This window comes from Parendozoicomonas haliclonae, assembly GCF_900174585.1.
Lineage (GTDB): Bacteria > Pseudomonadota > Gammaproteobacteria > Pseudomonadales > Endozoicomonadaceae > Sansalvadorimonas > Sansalvadorimonas haliclonae.
This window is the reverse complement of the sequence record NZ_FWPT01000009.1, coordinates 122250-138656: the sequence shown is the minus strand read 5'-3', so window position 1 is coordinate 138656 and position 16407 is coordinate 122250. Positions and strand designations below refer to the sequence as shown.

The 16407-nt window shown below is 50.0% G+C and carries 19 protein-coding genes and 1 tRNA gene; 1 reads left to right on the top strand and 19 read right to left on the bottom strand.

What is annotated here, in order from left to right; translation table 11 throughout:
• Window positions 1–2 precede the first annotated feature (2 nt).
• From EHSB41UT_RS18445 to EHSB41UT_RS18360, 18 genes are all read right to left on the bottom strand, one after another.
• Window positions 3–1346 carry a FliI/YscN family ATPase gene (locus EHSB41UT_RS18445; RefSeq protein ID WP_087112331.1) on the bottom strand — a complete coding sequence of 448 codons (1344 nt, stop codon included), beginning with the start codon at window positions 1344–1346 and terminating at the stop codon, window positions 3–5.
• Complete coding sequence (locus tag EHSB41UT_RS18440; protein ID WP_087112330.1) at window positions 1339–2112, bottom strand: FliH/SctL family protein; 774 nt, start codon at window positions 2110–2112, stop codon at window positions 1339–1341. The genes EHSB41UT_RS18445 and EHSB41UT_RS18440 overlap by 8 nt, the downstream gene beginning before the upstream one ends.
• Window positions 2109–2537 carry a hypothetical protein gene (locus tag EHSB41UT_RS18435; protein ID WP_087112329.1) on the bottom strand — a complete coding sequence of 143 codons (429 nt, stop codon included), beginning with the start codon at window positions 2535–2537 and terminating at the stop codon, window positions 2109–2111. Before EHSB41UT_RS18435 ends, EHSB41UT_RS18440 begins: the two co-directional genes overlap by 4 nt.
• Entirely contained in the window at window positions 2521–3930 is a 1410-nt protein-coding gene (gene fliF / locus EHSB41UT_RS18430; RefSeq protein WP_087112328.1) for a flagellar basal-body MS-ring/collar protein FliF, read from the bottom strand. The genes EHSB41UT_RS18435 and fliF overlap by 17 nt, the downstream gene beginning before the upstream one ends.
• 15 nt (window positions 3931–3945) lie before the next feature.
• On the bottom strand, window positions 3946–4236 hold the full coding sequence (gene fliE / locus EHSB41UT_RS18425; protein WP_087112327.1) for a flagellar hook-basal body complex protein FliE: 291 nt from the start codon (window positions 4234–4236) through the stop codon (window positions 3946–3948).
• Between the two features lie 5 nt (window positions 4237–4241).
• Entirely contained in the window at window positions 4242–4631 is a 390-nt protein-coding gene (flgC, locus tag EHSB41UT_RS18420; protein WP_087112326.1) for a flagellar basal body rod protein FlgC, read from the bottom strand.
• 2 nt (window positions 4632–4633) lie between these two features.
• Window positions 4634–5017 carry a flagellar basal body rod protein FlgB gene (locus EHSB41UT_RS18415; protein WP_087112325.1) on the bottom strand — a complete coding sequence of 128 codons (384 nt, stop codon included), beginning with the start codon at window positions 5015–5017 and terminating at the stop codon, window positions 4634–4636.
• Window positions 5018–5035: 18 nt separating this feature from the next.
• Entirely contained in the window at window positions 5036–6160 is a 1125-nt protein-coding gene (locus EHSB41UT_RS18410) for a flagellar basal body P-ring protein FlgI (protein ID WP_087112324.1), read from the bottom strand.
• Entirely contained in the window at window positions 6157–6753 is a 597-nt protein-coding gene (locus EHSB41UT_RS18405; RefSeq protein WP_087112323.1) for a flagellar basal body L-ring protein FlgH, read from the bottom strand. Before EHSB41UT_RS18405 ends, EHSB41UT_RS18410 begins: the two co-directional genes overlap by 4 nt.
• Window positions 6743–7714: a flagella basal body P-ring formation protein FlgA gene (locus EHSB41UT_RS18400; RefSeq protein WP_087112322.1), complete on the bottom strand. Its 972-nt coding sequence runs from the start codon at window positions 7712–7714 to the stop codon at window positions 6743–6745. Before EHSB41UT_RS18400 ends, EHSB41UT_RS18405 begins: the two co-directional genes overlap by 11 nt.
• Complete coding sequence (flgG, locus tag EHSB41UT_RS18395; protein WP_087112321.1) at window positions 7714–8475, bottom strand: flagellar basal-body rod protein FlgG; 762 nt, start codon at window positions 8473–8475, stop codon at window positions 7714–7716. Before flgG ends, EHSB41UT_RS18400 begins: the two co-directional genes overlap by 1 nt.
• A gap of 23 nt (window positions 8476–8498) precedes the next feature.
• The gene (locus EHSB41UT_RS18390) at window positions 8499–9185 is read right to left on the bottom strand and encodes a flagellar hook-basal body protein (RefSeq protein ID WP_087112320.1); all 687 of its coding nucleotides are present in this window, start codon (window positions 9183–9185) and stop codon (window positions 8499–8501) included.
• A gap of 1 nt (window position 9186) precedes the next feature.
• Window positions 9187–11280 carry a flagellar biosynthesis protein FlhA gene (flhA, locus tag EHSB41UT_RS18385; RefSeq protein ID WP_087112408.1) on the bottom strand — a complete coding sequence of 698 codons (2094 nt, stop codon included), beginning with the start codon at window positions 11278–11280 and terminating at the stop codon, window positions 9187–9189.
• The gene (locus EHSB41UT_RS18380; RefSeq protein WP_087112319.1) at window positions 11277–12359 is read right to left on the bottom strand and encodes an EscU/YscU/HrcU family type III secretion system export apparatus switch protein; all 1083 of its coding nucleotides are present in this window, start codon (window positions 12357–12359) and stop codon (window positions 11277–11279) included. The genes flhA and EHSB41UT_RS18380 overlap by 4 nt, the downstream gene beginning before the upstream one ends.
• Before the next feature lie 2 nt (window positions 12360–12361).
• Window positions 12362–13126: a flagellar biosynthetic protein FliR gene (locus EHSB41UT_RS18375; protein WP_087112318.1), complete on the bottom strand. Its 765-nt coding sequence runs from the start codon at window positions 13124–13126 to the stop codon at window positions 12362–12364.
• Between the two features lie 7 nt (window positions 13127–13133).
• Window positions 13134–13400 (bottom strand): flagellar biosynthesis protein FliQ, encoded by a 267-nt coding sequence (gene fliQ / locus EHSB41UT_RS18370; protein WP_087112407.1) that lies wholly within the window; start codon window positions 13398–13400, stop codon window positions 13134–13136.
• A gap of 14 nt (window positions 13401–13414) precedes the next feature.
• Entirely contained in the window at window positions 13415–14551 is a 1137-nt protein-coding gene (locus tag EHSB41UT_RS18365) for a CDC27 family protein (RefSeq protein WP_087112317.1), read from the bottom strand.
• A 417-nt stretch (window positions 14552–14968) separates the two neighbouring features.
• Window positions 14969–15056, bottom strand: a tRNA-Ser gene (locus tag EHSB41UT_RS18360).
• 220 nt (window positions 15057–15276) lie between these two features.
• Between EHSB41UT_RS18360 and EHSB41UT_RS18355 the strand changes: the two genes are divergently transcribed.
• Window positions 15277–15681 carry a hypothetical protein gene (locus EHSB41UT_RS18355; RefSeq protein WP_087112316.1) on the top strand — a complete coding sequence of 135 codons (405 nt, stop codon included), beginning with the start codon at window positions 15277–15279 and terminating at the stop codon, window positions 15679–15681.
• Between the two features lie 17 nt (window positions 15682–15698).
• On the opposite strand, the gene EHSB41UT_RS18350 is transcribed toward EHSB41UT_RS18355, so the two are convergent.
• Window positions 15699–16355: a MarC family protein gene (locus tag EHSB41UT_RS18350; protein ID WP_087112315.1), complete on the bottom strand. Its 657-nt coding sequence runs from the start codon at window positions 16353–16355 to the stop codon at window positions 15699–15701.
• Between the last annotated feature and the right edge of the window lie 52 nt (window positions 16356–16407).

Below are 16407 nucleotides of genomic sequence, written 5' to 3'. Positions count from 1 at the left end.
GATTATTCACCGTCGTGTTCTCCGCTGACCGGAGGCTTTTGCAGAGCAGACTGCAACTTCTCCAGCAGTTGTTGATGAGACAGTGCAGCCTGATTGGAAAACAGCAGCTGGTTTATAGTGTTCTGGAAAACAATGGCCCGATCCAGTTCCCGGTCAACACCTTTCTGGTAGGCACCAATCTGGATCAGTTCCCGGTTTTCCTGATAAAGGGCCAGTAACCGACGACTCTCCCTCAGTGTTTCCTGTTCCTCATCTGTCGTCAGTTTGGTACTTAACCGGCTGACGCTCTGCAACAAATCTATAGCAGGATACAGGCCAAGATTGGCGCGCTCCCGGGTAAGGAGGATATGACCATCCAGTATCGCGCGCAGGGTATCGGAGATGGGCTCATTTAAATCATCCCCCTCAACCAGTACGGTATAAAACGCCGAGATTGAACCTTTACCCTGAAAGTTGCCGGCCCGCTCGATTAATTTGGGAATTTCACTGAAACACGATGGGGTATAGCCACGAGCAGTGGGAGGCTCACCGGCCGCCAGACCGATCTCCCGCAGGGCCATGGCAAACCGAGTGACGGAGTCCATGGTCAAAGTAACAGACAGTCCCTGGTCACAAAAATACTCTGCCAGAGTCGTGGCAGCATAGGCCGCGTGTACACGCATCAGTGCCGGCTCATCGGCCGTGGCCACCACGACTACGGCACTCTTCATTCCCTCCGGCCCGAGGATATCCTCGATAAACTCGACCACCTCACGGCCCCGTTCCCCGATCATGGCAATGATATGGACATCCGCCTTCGCTGTTCGGGCTATCTGGCCGAGCAGAGTACTTTTACCGACCCCGCTGCCGGCAAAGACCCCGACCCTTTGGCCATAACCCATGGCCAGGAAGGAATCGATAGCCACAACACCGGTATCCATTCGGCCGCTAATAGGCTTCCGTGACAAGGGGCCTGGACTCTGTCGTTTAAGAGGGCGACGCTCACTCTCACGGGGAGACAGGGGAGAACCATCAATAGGTTCACCATGGGCATTGACAATGCGTCCCAGCAACTCCCGGCTACATATAACATCCGGAGCGTGACCGGTGGCAAAAATCTGGTCGCCGGGCCGGATTCCTTCAATACCAGAAAAGGGGACCAGTTGCAGCTTGCCATTATGGAACCCCACGACTTCCGCCCGGGAAAGGGATTGCCCATCACTGGACACCAGCTCACACAGTTCCCCCAGTACCGCATCCGGCCCCAGGCTTTCCAGAACCAAACCGTGATAATCCGTTATTCTTCCGGCACGTTTGATCAGGGGTGCGGTTTCCAGGCTGGAGAGGCAGGCTTGAATATCACCCATGGGCATAACCTGCCAGCAGTTGTCGGATTTGCTCGATCTGGCTGTCCAGTCGCGCGTCCCATTCCCCCCGTTCGGTTACGATGACGACACCACCATTCTGCAACGAGGTATCCGGCTGCCAGGTGATATGTTGACACCCCAGTGCCGTTTTGATGTTATCTTCACAGGCGCTCAACGTCTGGCAATCATCAGGACGCATACGCAAGGTCAGATGGGTTTGCCCTTTTAAATCCGCAACCGCCTGCTCAAGCAATGCTCTGACAAAAGGCTGTTCGCCGTAGTGTTTACCAACCAGACGACACAAGGCCGTAAATGCGACATCCAGAGCCACAGATTGCAGCGATTGCCACTGCTCTGCGGCTACTGTTTCCAAGAGGGTCAGCTGGCTTTTTAACGCCTGATCAGCCGTGGTTTGCCAGTCCGCCTTCTGCTTTTCCAGAGCCTGTTCATGCTGGAGTTCGGCCTTGAGACGAAGAGCCTGCCACTGGCTATCCCGTTCTTGTTCGAGTTGCTTATAGCCTTCTGTCAGCGTTTTATTATCCTGTTCCAGCTCTGCGCTTTTTTGCATCTGCTCCTGTAACAGGGCTGTGATTTTTTCCAGCTCTTGCTGCTTATGCTGGAGCTCAGCCTGAAGACGCTGCTCTGCAGACGGCGAGGACGGCGTAACCGGGGGTGCGGGTTCCTGTCTGGCAGTCGCCGATTGCGACGAAAAAACAGAGAGTGTTCTACTACCGGAAATAACCCCTGTTTTCACGATCTGGCTCATAACAGCACCTCCCGAGCAGAGCGTTGCTCCTGAAAGGTGCACAACAACAGCTCTCGCACATAGGGAGTGAGTTCTGCAGTGTCGACACTGGTGTACTGAGATTTCTCAAGCGGGTATCCCTGCTTCTCAGCTTCCCGGACCAGAGCGTTGTGTATCGGGGCCGGGTACTCTGTGGATCTATGTTCTGATAAATCGAAACTGTTTTCGTCAGTCTTTGACTCTTTCGTTGTTGCTGTAGCAACCAGCTGCTCAATATCCTGATAGCTCAGTTTCTGGACACCCTTCTTGCGCAATTGCTCCAGATGCTGATTAACCGCAGCACGCGCTGACGCTGGCAGGCGGGCCAAAAACCAGCGTCGGTCAAACCAGCCCAAATTCAGGAGTTTGAGGGCAATGATACGGTGCGGGTTACTGACGGACGGCATAGCGTACATCCTCAGTCGTCAACCAGTCCTGCATATCCGCCAGTAACAGTTCCCTTTCTGCTTTGGGCAGCCGCCTGGACTGCATACGAATTGCCACGACAATACCTAGCATCAGAATCAGAACAGCGCCGCCTATCAGGAGATAGTGCATACCCGTACGTTCGCCTGCCCACATACTTGTTGTTTTGCCCTGAAGTGGTTCTTCGGACTTGTGAATCATCACCGGTGCGACTACCGGAGACTCGACAGGAACAGGCATCTGAATTTTGGGAGACAAGACGGAGAGCGCCAGAGTATCCCCACGCTGACCGTCAAGGCCGGCCGCGCTGCGAATCAGACTATCCAGCGCTGATTGCTCGTCTGCCGTTATCGGTGCATTGACCAGAACAGAGACATGCAGCGTCTCAATCACACCTGGTTGCTGTTCCATACGCACCAGTTCTTTACCCGCCTGAAAATCCTGCTCAATACTCTCTTTAATGATGCCAGGTTTGCTTTTCCCATCTTTGCCGGTGGCGGATTCAAACTCGGTTACTGTACGACTTTTTAACAGCGTGGCGGTACCATCGGCCTGGGTGAGGGGGTTTTCCCTTTGGGTGCTGTACTGGGTAAAGTCGATTTTGGCATCAACAACCACCGCCACCTGCCCGGCCCCCAGTGCTTGCTCTGCCAGAGTCGTGAGTTTATTGGTGTAGTACTGCTCTACCGCTTGTTTGTAGCCAAGCTGCCCAGTCATCTCGGCACTTTCACCTCCGGGTGTGCTGAGAACCTGACCTGTACTGTTACTGATCACAATCCCATCCGGATTAAGACTGGGCACTGCGGCAGCCACCAGTTGTTGAATACTTGCTACCTGCCGTGTATCAGGCTGAAAACCCGGTTTCAGCATCAGGACGACCGAAGCACTGGCCTCCCCCTGTTGATCACGAAACAGCGATTGCTCTGGCAGAACCAGATGCACGCGCGCCATCCGGATACCTTCAAAATTAGTAATCGTACGTTCAAGTTCTCCCTGAAGAGCCCGCTGGAAGTTAACCTTTTGGGTAAAACCGGTCATGCCATAACCCGCTTCATCGAACAGTTCAAAACCTGTGGCTGCACTGCCGATATCACCATTAGATACCAGAGCCATCCGGGCCTGGTGTATCTGCTGGGTGTTGACTTCAACAGTCTGGCTCTCCGCGATATAGCGATAATCGATCCCCTGCCGGCCCAGTTCATCAGCCAGAATGGCCGCCCTGCTTTCATTGATATTACTGAGCAGGGGCTCATAGCTTTCCTTCATGAACAGGAAATAGAGAAGAATTGGAGCAATAAGAATAACCAAGCCAACAACCACAAGAATGATGGTTTTATAGTTGTTTACCGGTTCCCTGTTTTCTGTGACTGCCATTGCGACCTGACTCCCTTACAACTGGGTCCGCATGATTTCCTGATACCCTTCCAGCATCTTGTTGCGGACTTGTACCGCCAGATCAAAATTCAGTTTGGCCCGATTGATTGAAGCCATGACCTGATGAAGATTATCCAGATTGCCATCAATGAGTGTTTGCGCCTGATGTTCAGCCTTGTGAATGGAGGTATTTAAATCCCCCACCTGTCCGAGAAGATTCGCAAAATCGGATTGTGCGGCGGAATGAGGAGCACTCTGCAACGGTATTGTGGCGGTTATCGTTTCCAGCGGAACAAGAGCTTCCATAATTTTTATTTTCCTGTTTCCAAAGCCAGTTGAGCCATTTTCTTTGCCGCGTTCAGGGCCTGAACATTCGCCTGATAGGTACGGACAGAGGTCATCAATGTAATCATTTCATCTACCGGGTTAACGCCGGGGCGGGTGACAAACCCGTCCAGATCCGCATCCGGATGACCCGGCTCATGACTTTTTACCGGCGCGCGATTCTGTTCGATGACCGTCGATGATACGACACCGGCCAGCTCCTGACTGGCATCATTAAAAGCGATAGCTTCAAGAGGTTGATAGAGTTCTGTACCTGCAGCACGGGTGTTCTGGCTGTTGGCAAAGTTCCTGGCTACCGTCTCAAGGCGCAACTTTTGAAATTCAAGACCAGATAAACTGATGGCGAATGTGTCCATGATTACCCTTTCCCTTCTTTAATAGCTGTACGAAGCAGATCACCCAGGCCTGACTTTGCGGTCATCAGGGCCTGATAATGCAGGGTATTCTGAGTTAGCTTGACCATTTCACGATCCAGTTCAACCTGTGTATAACCAGACTCAGTACCGATATCCTGTTGAGGGTTCCAGTTCTCGGTGGCGTCCCTGAGACTTGCAGGAGTCGCGTTCTGTTCAACAAGATTCTGGATCGTTGCCAACGTCTGACCAAAGGCCGTTGTCTGAGGAATGAAGCCAACCGTGCTGCTATTGGCGATATTGTTGGCGATCAGCTTATGCTCAAGCGCCGAGCGATCCAGTGCTTTATTGAGCAGATTGCTGGTAACACCATCCAAAAGTTCAAGCATCGAGAGCCCCTCCTTGCATTAATTGATTATCAAACGAGCGTGCAGGGCTCCGCTTGATTTGATGGATTGCAGTATCGAGATGAGATCCCTGGTGGAGACATTGATCTGCTTCAGGGCTTTAACCAACTCATTTACCGTGCTGTTGCCCTCAAGCTGAATAGAGGCGAGTTTCTGCTCTTCCAGGTTGATCCGGGTCTGGGGAGTCACAACTGTACGAATATCAACACCAGCGCTGGCATTGAGCAATTCAAGGTTGGCCGGCTGGGAAACCTGATAGTCAGTCAGGATGCTCACTTCAATATTGCCATGAGAGATCGATACGGCTGATATGCGAACATCGCCTCCGGACACAACCGTACCCGTGCGTTCATTCACTACCACCTTGGCAACCTGATCCGGCTCAACGGTAATATTTTCAATCCGGGCAATCAGGGCTATGACATCACCGGCTTCGGGAGGTGTGACAGAAATCTTCCCTGGCCCTCGGGGTTTAACCACACTGTCGGGAATAGCCTCCCGAATAGATTGCACGACGCGGTTTGCGGTTGTGAAATCAGGCTCAGTCAAAAGAATGTTCAAATCACCTTCTGGCGTCAGAAAAGAGGTTGATACCTCTTGCTCGATAATCGCGCCATTCGGAATCCTTGCGACAGTCGGATGGTTTTTCTGCACGCGATTACCATAGGCTTCATATTGAAAACCGCCGACAGAGACAGCACCTTGAGCGAGGGCATAGGTATGACCATTTGCAGCCTTGAGGGGGGTCATCAGAAGGGTTCCGCCAAGGAGACTGCGTGCATCCCCTAAAGAAGAGAGATTAACGGCGATACGGTCGCCAGCCTGAATAAAAGGTGGCAATTCGGCCGTAACGACAACAGCAGCTACATTACGGCTATTAATTTCGTCCGCCTCTACACGGACGTTGAAGTTGCGAAGCGTGTTGACAATGGACTGTGTCGTAGATTCGCTGCGCCGAGAATCCCCACTACCGGCAAGACCGGCTACCAGCCCATAGCCAATCAGAACATTGTCACGAACACCTTCTATACGCCCCAGCTCTTTCAGGCGAACAGCTGCCATCGTTGGTGAAGAAACACTAATCAATAAAATCAGGACGGATAGTACACGGAACAGTTGATTCATGGTTCGAGCTCCTGCTCACCGGTCTCTGCGAGTGATGCCAGCCATTCCCAAACACTTTCAAGCATGCCTTCCTCTTCATCATTGATACCACTGTATTCAATCCGTGTTTGGCTCAACCGACTGGAGACAATACTGTTTTGCGCATCAATATGGTCGGGTCTTGCCCAGCCACTAATAGTGATAAGCTGCTCATCCCCGTTTACGACAATCAACTGCCGCCCGGCGATTTGGAGTCTTCCCTGAGGATCAACCGCGATGACATCTGCGGTAACAACTGCTCTAAGATTCCCGCTGCGGTTGGTCGAATCGCTGCCGTTGGCATCCAGACCAAATCCAATTCTTCCCGATTCCGTACGGCGGGTCAGTTCCATAGAGCCCGAAGCCCCCAGCCCTCTTTCCAGATCATCTCCAGACGAAGCGGATGCAGTAGAATCTTCAACGATCAATACCGTAACACTGTCACCTACTGCCAGTGCCAGAGAGTCTGATGTTAATGACTGGAAGCCTTGCCTGGGGTAGAGGCTTGTTGCATGCGCCTGAATACCAAGCAGCAGACTGCACAGAACGGCGAAAAAGAATGGCTTAACGGTCATTTCTGTCCTCCTTTACCAGAATGATTCCCTTGTTGATAACTTTACCCATGGCAGGCTTCTGACTTCCCTTAACCAGAAAAGCGATCGACTCCCCCTGGCCACCATCTTCCAAAGCGTGCCCTTGGGCATGGATAACAGTGCTCCCTGCTTGCGAGATAATTCTGACCACACTCCCTTTTTCAATGTCCGGGATAGGTTCAAGATCTGCGAGGGTAAGAAGATGGCCGGATGGTAGGGGCTTATTGAGTCGATACTCTTCTGATGGCCATTCAATATCGCCTCTAAGACCTGCGATATCCGCCTGCTGGGGAATCAGGGAAAGGTCACGGAGGTGCGTCAACGCGGCTGCAGAAGATTCCAGCATCATAACCTCGGCAGGAATCTTGACGGAAAACCAGACAGGGACCACAACCCGCTGCCCCTCGGTAGTCTCGAGAGTGACACGGACGGCTTCACGTTTTCCGGCACGACCTTCACGAAAACGTGAGGCGGTTAACGTCTTGATCGTTCCCTGAATAGAGGCATCCTTCAGCACTCCCAATGGCGTCAATTCCACATGGGAGTATATTTTCAACAAGTCACTTAGCAGCTGGTCTGACGCAGCTTCTACGATAGGGCTAACGGACTGCGGGATGCGTGGCTTTCGGATCAGTATCTGATCAGCCCCCCTCAAGGTTATATCCCACGTCGGGTATTGTTCTTGCAGTAAGGCCTGAACAACCTGCCGTGATATCCAGCTGCGACCTTCCTGACTGATCAATTCGTTTGGAAACGTGAGCATTTTGTTTTCTAACTGCAAGTGACTGCCAGGCAGGCTGGTAGACCAGTCTCCCAGCCTATCCAAGGAAACACGCTCATCCTTAAGAGTGACTACGGGTGCCAGAACTAACAATGTCGATGCCGACAGGCTCAGTGGCAGAAGCAGAAGCAAAACCAGACAGCCAAACAACAGCCGATTCATTAAACTCTCAGACTGTTATTAATCCGCATAATCTCATCAGCTGCTTTGATGACCTGAGAGTTCACTTCATAAGCGCGCTGGGCCACTGTCAAATTCATCAACTCTTCGACAAGATCAACATTGGAGGTTTCGATATGGTTTTGCTGCACCAGACCGGTTCCATTCTCTCCCGGGACAGAAAAGAAGGGCGTACCGCTTTGCTCAGTGGCGAGGAAAAGGTTATTCCCCAGAGACTGCAAGGATGAGTTTGACGTAAAACGAGCCAACTCCAGAGTACCAAGAGTATCTTCCTGCCCGTTACCCAGATCTGCAGTGATTTCTCCCCTTTCACTGACTGTTATCGCACGAGCATCTGGTGGAATACGAAATTGCTGTGCCAATGAATACCCGTGTCGTGTTGTCAGAAGACCATTTTCATCGGTTTTGAATGAACCATCCCGGGTAAAGGCAACACTGCCATCGGGCAGCAACACCTCAAAAAAGCCTTCACCGCTAATGGCCAAATCATAAGGGTTACCGGTGTTTTTCAAGTCCCCCGGTGTGAAAGTCCGCTCGACATGGCTGACGGTGCTACCCATACCTTTAGTTTCAACGGATAAGACTGGTGACGAGGTATTACCGAGAGCAATAAGGCTATCAAAACTGGCCCGTTCTTTTTTGTAAGCTGATGTATTCAGGTTTGCCATATTATTGGCTATAACATCAAGCTGACGCTGCTCTGCGTGCATACCTGTTGCGGCAATGTAAAGCGCTTCTATCATTATTTTTATCTCAGGCGTATAGATTAAAACTGAGCCAGATTCGTCACGGCTTCTTCGAGAATGGCGTTATACCCCTGCAAGACCTGACTGGATGCCTCATAGTGACGCACCGTCTCTACCAGACGAACCATCTCCTGAAGATGATTGACGTTGGACGCTTCCAAAAACCCCTGCCTGACCATCGAGAGATCCCTCTCCTGGACAGCCTGTACATCCTGATAAAGTCCGGAGCCTATAGGTAGCGGCTGTTCTGTAAGCTGATACTGGGCAAACTGATCGATAACCCTGCCGTCCTGAATAACCTCGCCCTGCTCACTGATAGTAAAGCCGCCAGGTTGTAGCTGTATATCACCGGACTGCCCCTGTACCTTTTGTCCAGAGATCAGAGTAAGCAGGCCATTGCCATCAACCGCGAGTTCACCTTTACGGGTGAAAGAAAGAGAATTATTGTGCCTGACAGCGAGGAAGCTAGAACCATCCAGAGCGACATGAAAGTTATTGCCGGTATAAGTTAGAGCTCCCTGCTCCAGAACAGTCTGGGAGCGGACTGGCGTGGCGAGCAGATCTGTGTTGAAAGTCTTATCAACAACAGAAGCAAAGGCCTGTCGTTTGTAAGCTGTCGTATTGACGTTTGAAAGGTTCTGCCCAATCAGATTTAACTGCTGGATATCCGCATTTAAGGCACCAGACAAAACTGATATTGAATCCATACTACGCAGCCTCTTCTTTATTTTTTATCGGGCTACCGACGTTTATTCTATTTGTATTGGCTCCGATAATACCAAAAGAGACGATGGAGACAAGATTATGAATCTCATTCAAGGAGAGAACTGTGAGATGGGGCAAATAACGTTCCGTCATTTTTTTTACAGAACGGCGCAGTGTTGGTGAAACCACCAGTACAGGCTCTTTACCCTCCCGGGCCATAAGCTCACTGGATTGCCCCAACTCCCTGATAAGAATCTCCGAGAGCTGAACAGATGACAGGCTGGCCTCCCCCTCCTGACTGCCCGCAGTCAACCCTTGCTCCAAAGCTGGGTCGAGGGTCAGGACATGGAGCTGCCCCTGATCATCCAGCAGCTTGTCGCAGATAGCCCTGCCAAGCTGCCTACGCACATGCTCAGTGAGGTTGTCAGCATTTTTCTCCGTGCGCCCATAATCAGCCAGAGTTTCAATAATGCGATCAATATGGCGAATAGAGACCTTCTCACGCACCAGATTTTGAAGAACCCTCTGAATTTCTCCGGTGGGAAGAATTTCTGGAATCAGCTCATCGTACAATGCAGGCTGACTGGCTTTGACAGGTTCCAGAAGCGCTTCGACCTCTTTTCTGGTCAGTAACTCTGCACAGTTTCTGCGTATGGTTTCGGAAATATGTGTAAACAACACTGTCAGCGCATCCACAACTGTGTATTGCTGCTGACGTGCCTGGTCGCACTGATCCTCCTCAACCCAAACCGCTGGCAAGCCATATGATGGGTCTTTAACCTGAAGACCATCAAATGTAATCCCACTGGTTGTGCTTATCGCCAACCATTTACCAGGGTAACACTCTGCGCTTCCAACCTTTGTACCATGGAGACAGATCTCATAACTGGATTGTGCAAGGCGAGCATTGGTCTTAACTTTAAGAGGCGGGAGGATAACACCCATTTCCAGAGCATACTGCTCACGAAACTTTTTGATCTTCTCCAGAAGTAGCTGGCTACCGTTAATGACATCAGACAAATCCTGAGCAACGGTCAGCTCAAGAGCTTCAATACGCATCTGCTCCTGCAGGGAAGGTGCCTCGTGCTGATTATCCGCATCAGAAGAGGGGCTATTATGTTCTGTTTGATCACGCCCTGATGCCCTGATCGCAAGCCAGGCACCTGCGGCAAAAAGACAAAACAGGATGGCGATTGGCCATAGTGGTAATCCTGGAAGAGCCGCCATGGCAAGCAGAAAGACACTAACAAGCACCAGACTTTTCGGATAACGTGATATTTGCGTGCTGACCTCATCGCCAAGAAAACTATCACTACCAGCACGAGTAATGATAATGCCCGTGGCTGTTGAAATAATGAGAGCGGGTATCTGGGTTACTATCCCATCGCCTACCGTCATAAGCGTGTAGGTATGCAGCGCGCTCCCCCAATCCATGCCATTTTGAACAATGCCGACTGTCAGGCCGCCAAGAATATCTATAAGGATAATGATAATTCCGGCTATAGCATCGCCTTTAACAAACTTACTGGCACCATCCATAGAGCCATAAAAGTTGGCCTCTTTTTCAATCACATTGCGTCGACGCTGAGCCTCCTTCTCATCAATCAGCCCCATATTCAGATCAGCATCAATACTCATTTGCTTTCCGGGCATACTATCCAGGGTAAATCGGGCGGCCACCTCGGCTACCCGTTGCGCACCACTGGTCACAACCACATACTGGACAATGATCAAGATACAAAAGACCACAAGGCCAATCACATAATTCCCACCAACTACGTATTCACCAATTGCCCCGATTACCTCACCAGCATCCCCCTCACTGAGAATGAGTCGAGTAGCGGCAATATTGAGAGAAAGACGTAACAGGGTTGCCATCAGCAGGATAGAGGGGAAGGTTGAGAACTTAATAGGCTGGTCAGTAAAGAAGGTCAGCAGAAGAATCAACATCGCCACGCTGAAGTTCAACAGCAGCAGTAGATCCAGTAAGGCAGCCGGAATGGGGGCAAACAGAACCAGAAGAATACCCAGCATCGCAACAACAAGTGCCAGCTCGCTTCGAGTGCCAACCATTCTTTCGGCAATAGGGCCTATCATGACGGTCTCCATGAATTTTTATTTTTTGTTTTTCTTTGCATGACATGCTGGAGCACTCTGGCCACGCCAAGATAGCTATTAACCGGAATCACACCATTGACTGCAGTTTTTTTAAAAAGATGCCGTGCCAGCGCTGGCCTTGAAACAATGGGGATACGATAGCGTCGCCCCTGCTCTCGTATATAAAGAGCTTGCTGATCAAGCCCTTTGCAGACAACAATCGGTGCAGCCATTGAGTCCCGATCATAACGGATCGCAACCGCAACATGGATGGGGTTGGTTATAATGACATCTGCACTGCCAATGCTGGCCATACCAGACTGATTCTGGCGCAGTAACTGTTGTTGCTCTCTGCGCTTTTGTTTGATCAAAGGGTCGCCATCACGCCTTTTGTGCTCATCTTTCACTTCCTGTTTTGACATCCGCATTTGCTTAAGGAACTGCCAGCGGACAAACAGAAAATCCAGAATCACTATAACCAACATCCCGGCAAGCAAGGCACCGGCAAGGAGTATTGCCTGTGAAATAACAGCGGAAAGAGTTGTGGTAAGTTCTTGATCCAGTGAAGCTATCCACTCAGGCAAAAAAATCGGAATAAGAAACCAGCAAATCAGCACTAAAATGACAATTTTCAGCAGAGACTTCATCAGCTCAAACAGCATTTTCATAGAGAAAGTGCGCTTAAATCCCGTGATAGGGTTTAGCTTCTTGATATCTGGTTTCAATGGGTGTGTCGTCAGCAAAAGTCCGGTTTGAAGAATATTCCCAATGACACTACCAACCAGAATGATCAGCATAATAGGCAGGGGAATACCCAAAAAAGACAACAGGTGATATCCAGCTTCATAGATTGCTTCTGGCCTGCCATCAGCCAAATTAAGCGAGACAGCCATATATTGACGAGTTTTGTCGAGCAGGCTTGACCATAGACTTATCAGTGCAATGCAGGCTGCTATAAAGGTAAACAGGGAGGTCACCTCAATGCTCTTGGCAACCTGTCCCTTTTTACGGGCTTCCTGCAATTTAAAAGGAGATGGTGGCTCGGTTTTCTCGGCGGAGCCAGATCCCTGCTCTGCCATACTTATCCCCTTAACACCTTATGCCAATGGGTGAACAGTTCTGTAAACAGGTGTTCAAACACTGGACTGAATTGAGCAATGGACAAGGCCGTAAGAGCAACACCCGCTGCAATCTTGGCAGGCAACGCTATGAAGTAAGGGTTCATTTGAGGCATGGTGCGTGCTGTTGCCGAGAATGCTACATCCATGAAAAGTAACCCGATAACTACGGGGCTTGCGATCAGCAAACCATACATAAACAAAGGAACACCGAGCAGCAAAAGATCCTTCCACAACCTGTCGAACTCTCCCCCATGCCCCGGCGGGAAAGTTTCCAGTGAAAAGAGCAAACCTCTGATCAATACATGGTGTGCATCAAGTAAAAAGAAAAAGGAGGTGCCTGTCAGCAGGATCAATGTTCCCAGTAGAGAGTTTTGACTACCGGAGGAAGGATTCAGAACGGAGGCTGCACTTAACCCTGACTGAAAGTCAATCAGCCTTCCCGCATAAAGAGAAACACTAAAAAAAACGAGAACAATGCTGGCAAGAGCCAACCCAATAAGCAACTCGTAGCCAAATGCGAAAAGAAGGACCATGGGGGAATCAAGAGACGCAGAGCTCGTCAGGGTAGAAAGAACAAGAGACAAGCCGAGGACAATAAAAAAGCGGATCCGATTAGGCAGGCTGATAACATTTTGTAGTGGTAAAACCAAAAAAACAGGCATAAGACGAGTAGCAATCAGCAAGATTGTCACTATTTTTTCTGTGCTGATTAAGACATCTACCATCAAACACCTACAACAAAGATGGGATAGATCGTATCAACTCAGATGCATAGCCTGTCAGAGTACTCAGCATCCAGTGCCCGAACAGAAACAACACACCAACAATCGCGATAATTTTTGGTACGAAAGTCAGCGTCATCTCTTGAATCTGGGTCATGACCTGAAAAATACTGATCAACAACCCGACAACAAGTGCAACCGTCAGTACTGGAGCCGCAATAATAAGGGCTGTCATCAACATCTGCTCAGAGAGAAAGAGTGCAAAATCTGTCGTCATAAGCAACAACCACACTACGGCTTGGTGCGATGAAGGAATTGCTGAATATGACTTTCCAGCGAACCATTTTGGCTGACAGGCCTTTGGTAGATTGCGTCCAGACGTTGTCTGGCAGTTCCAGTATCCCCTTTATTCTCCATAACCAGAACCTGGGCAAACTGTGCAGAGAAGGCGTACTTATCCAATCGCATTGCCAACTTTGCCAGTTTTTCTGCCTGATCCCACTTGCCCTGCACTGCATAAACAACAGCCAGCGTTCCTTGCGTCTCCGCAAAGCGTGGTTCAAGGTTACGGGCCGCTAACAGACTCTGCTCAGCCTGTTTGAATTCCCCCTGCAATATTTCTGCCCAGGCCTTGGCATTCCATGTACCCAGATGTTCAGGCATATCTCGGAGAGCCTGATTAAAATGCTCTATAGCTTTGCTTTGCTGGTTTGAAAGGCTCATAAGAAGACCTTTCCCTAAATGAGCACGACCGCTATCAGGCCGTATTTTAAGTACTCTATCGAAGAAGTAACTCGCAGTGTCCAGTTCAGCTGCTGAAAAATCGCAATAGGCCATAGCGATCAAAGCTTCAAAGTTGCCTGGATCGATTGCCATTGTTTTTTCAGCCCACTGTCTGGATTCCTGAAGATCTTCTTTATCCAAATAAATCAGGGCTCTAATTCCATTAACCTGAGCAGCCAGTACGGCTTCATCGGCATGCACATCCGATAAAGCAGCCAAGGCTTCATCCAGATCACCTGTTTGATGAAGGCATCGGACCAGAAGCAAACATGTTGCAGCCTGAAGGAAAGGGGTGTCGGCAGATTTCAAAATATCCTTTGCTTTATGCGCATTTCCCTGAAGAAGAGATGCATAAGCCAGATTGTAAAAAACACTCTCATGGGTATGACCAAGATCAAGAAGCTTTTGAAAGTTACATTCTGCATTCAGCGCATCCCCATCTCCCAAATAAAACTGCCCCTGAAGAGCAATTACCCCAGGATCTTCGGAAGCATGAATCAGTGCTTTTTGTAACCACTCTCGTGCCTCATCAATGCGTCTATTCTCAAGCAGCGAATGAATGAGATTACACAGAAGCACCGGATTACCGGGGTCGTGCTCAAGGTAAGAGAGGAGGCGATCAATCTGGTATACCTGTTCCATCATTTTGTACTTCTTATAGTGAGTGGGATGGACACATTAAATATCCCTGCATCTATCATCAGAAAACAGGATTACCGGGCATACTACACCATAAAAGTTCATTGGTGGAGAGGGGGATAACCCGAATCATAAGTCTGTAGATGCTCAGACCTGTTTTCTGTAGACAGGAATATCTGGAACTTCCTGGGCAATACTACCCTTCTCGACCAGCACCTTACTTCCCACATTGAAACCTTGGCCTTTCACTACCATCAGCATTTTGAGAGACAAAATAAGATAAGGGACAGGACGCAGCCGGAGAGTCATGCTGGCGCAAGTGGACGAACTGCGCTGGAGTGGGGCTATTCAGGGGTTACAAATGCAAAAAATCCCGCGACAGTAACTGTGCGGGATTTAATATTTTATAAACTCTTAGCTGTTTGGCGGTGAGGGAGGGATTCGAACCCTCGATACGTTTCCGTATACACACTTTCCAGGCGTGCTCCTTCGGCCACTCGGACACCTCACCAAATTTTTAACACTCTACTTACAGATCACATTCCGCATCCAGAGTGCCTTACTGCAGAGCGCTGCCCTGCGAGCGGGGCGTAATGTATAACAGTGACGATGGTGTGGCAACAGGTGTTTGTTCAATTTTCGGTCTTTCCCTATTGGTAGCTCTCTCATAGCACTGCTTTAATGGCGTTCTGCTTTTTAAGCATGTTACTGAACCATCCGGGACCAACTGTTTGAACACCGCCGGCACCTTTGTTTTCCATAAGCCTGTTTCACCGTTGAAGCTGGAGCAGCAGGCCCGTCAGCTTGCCCACTTTAGTCGGGTTATCATCCACCACGGCTATAACTGCCCGGTTTACTGTTGGCTTTCGGAAGGGGTTCTGCTGTTAACCACCAAGGCTAAACCACTCAGCTCCCGCCCTCACAGAATACCCAAGCGGATATACGCCCTCTATATGGAGTACCGAAACCAGGCTGGCAAAGCTGAGCACCTGTGTCAGCGTTTTTTCAGCCTGAACGAGGCTCTTACCTGGCTGGATACTCAAGCCGGCACTTGTGAGCTTCCCACTATCTGCCCAATCCAGACTGCGGCCCTGCCAATCCGTGGCGACGATCTGCCATTAGATTGTCCACACTAGTTACTCTACAGAGCGCATCAGATCAAAGGCAGGTCAAGCATATTGCGGACAATAGGAGAAAGACCGGCAAAGAAGTACTCCACCGCAATAACCATCACAATCAGACCCATCACCCGGGTCAGCACCTTGGTTCCGCCCTCACCCAACCGGTTCATCAGCGGGCCGGCAAACAACAGGGTAATCCAGGTCACCAGCATCACTACACAGATGCAGGCAAACAGTAGCAACATATAGTCCCAGGTTTTCTCCTGAATCAGGATCAGCACCGTCGCAATCGCACCCGGGCCACACACCAGCGGAATACCCAATGGCGTTAAGGCAATATCCTGGGAGTAGGCGTCAATGGTCTCCAGCTCTTCAGCCTTATCGAACTGGGTTCGGCTCTGGCGCGCCTGCACCATTTCATACCCCATGCCAAAGAACAGAATACCGCCGACAATCCTCAGGCCATTCACCGAGATACCAAACACATCAAAAATCACCGAACCGGTCAGGGCAAAAAACATCAGAATTGCCAGTGCCGTTAAAATGGCCTTGTCAGCTACCTGACGACGACGGTCACTTTTCAGCCCGTTGGTCAGGGAGAGAAAAACCGGAGCAATACTGATGGGATTGATCATGGTAAACAGGGACGTCAGGCACAAAACACCGAACTCCATCAGGGACGGTGACATATTTCCTCCAAACACAACAAAACCGGACCGGGAAGGTGTCCGTAAACATCAG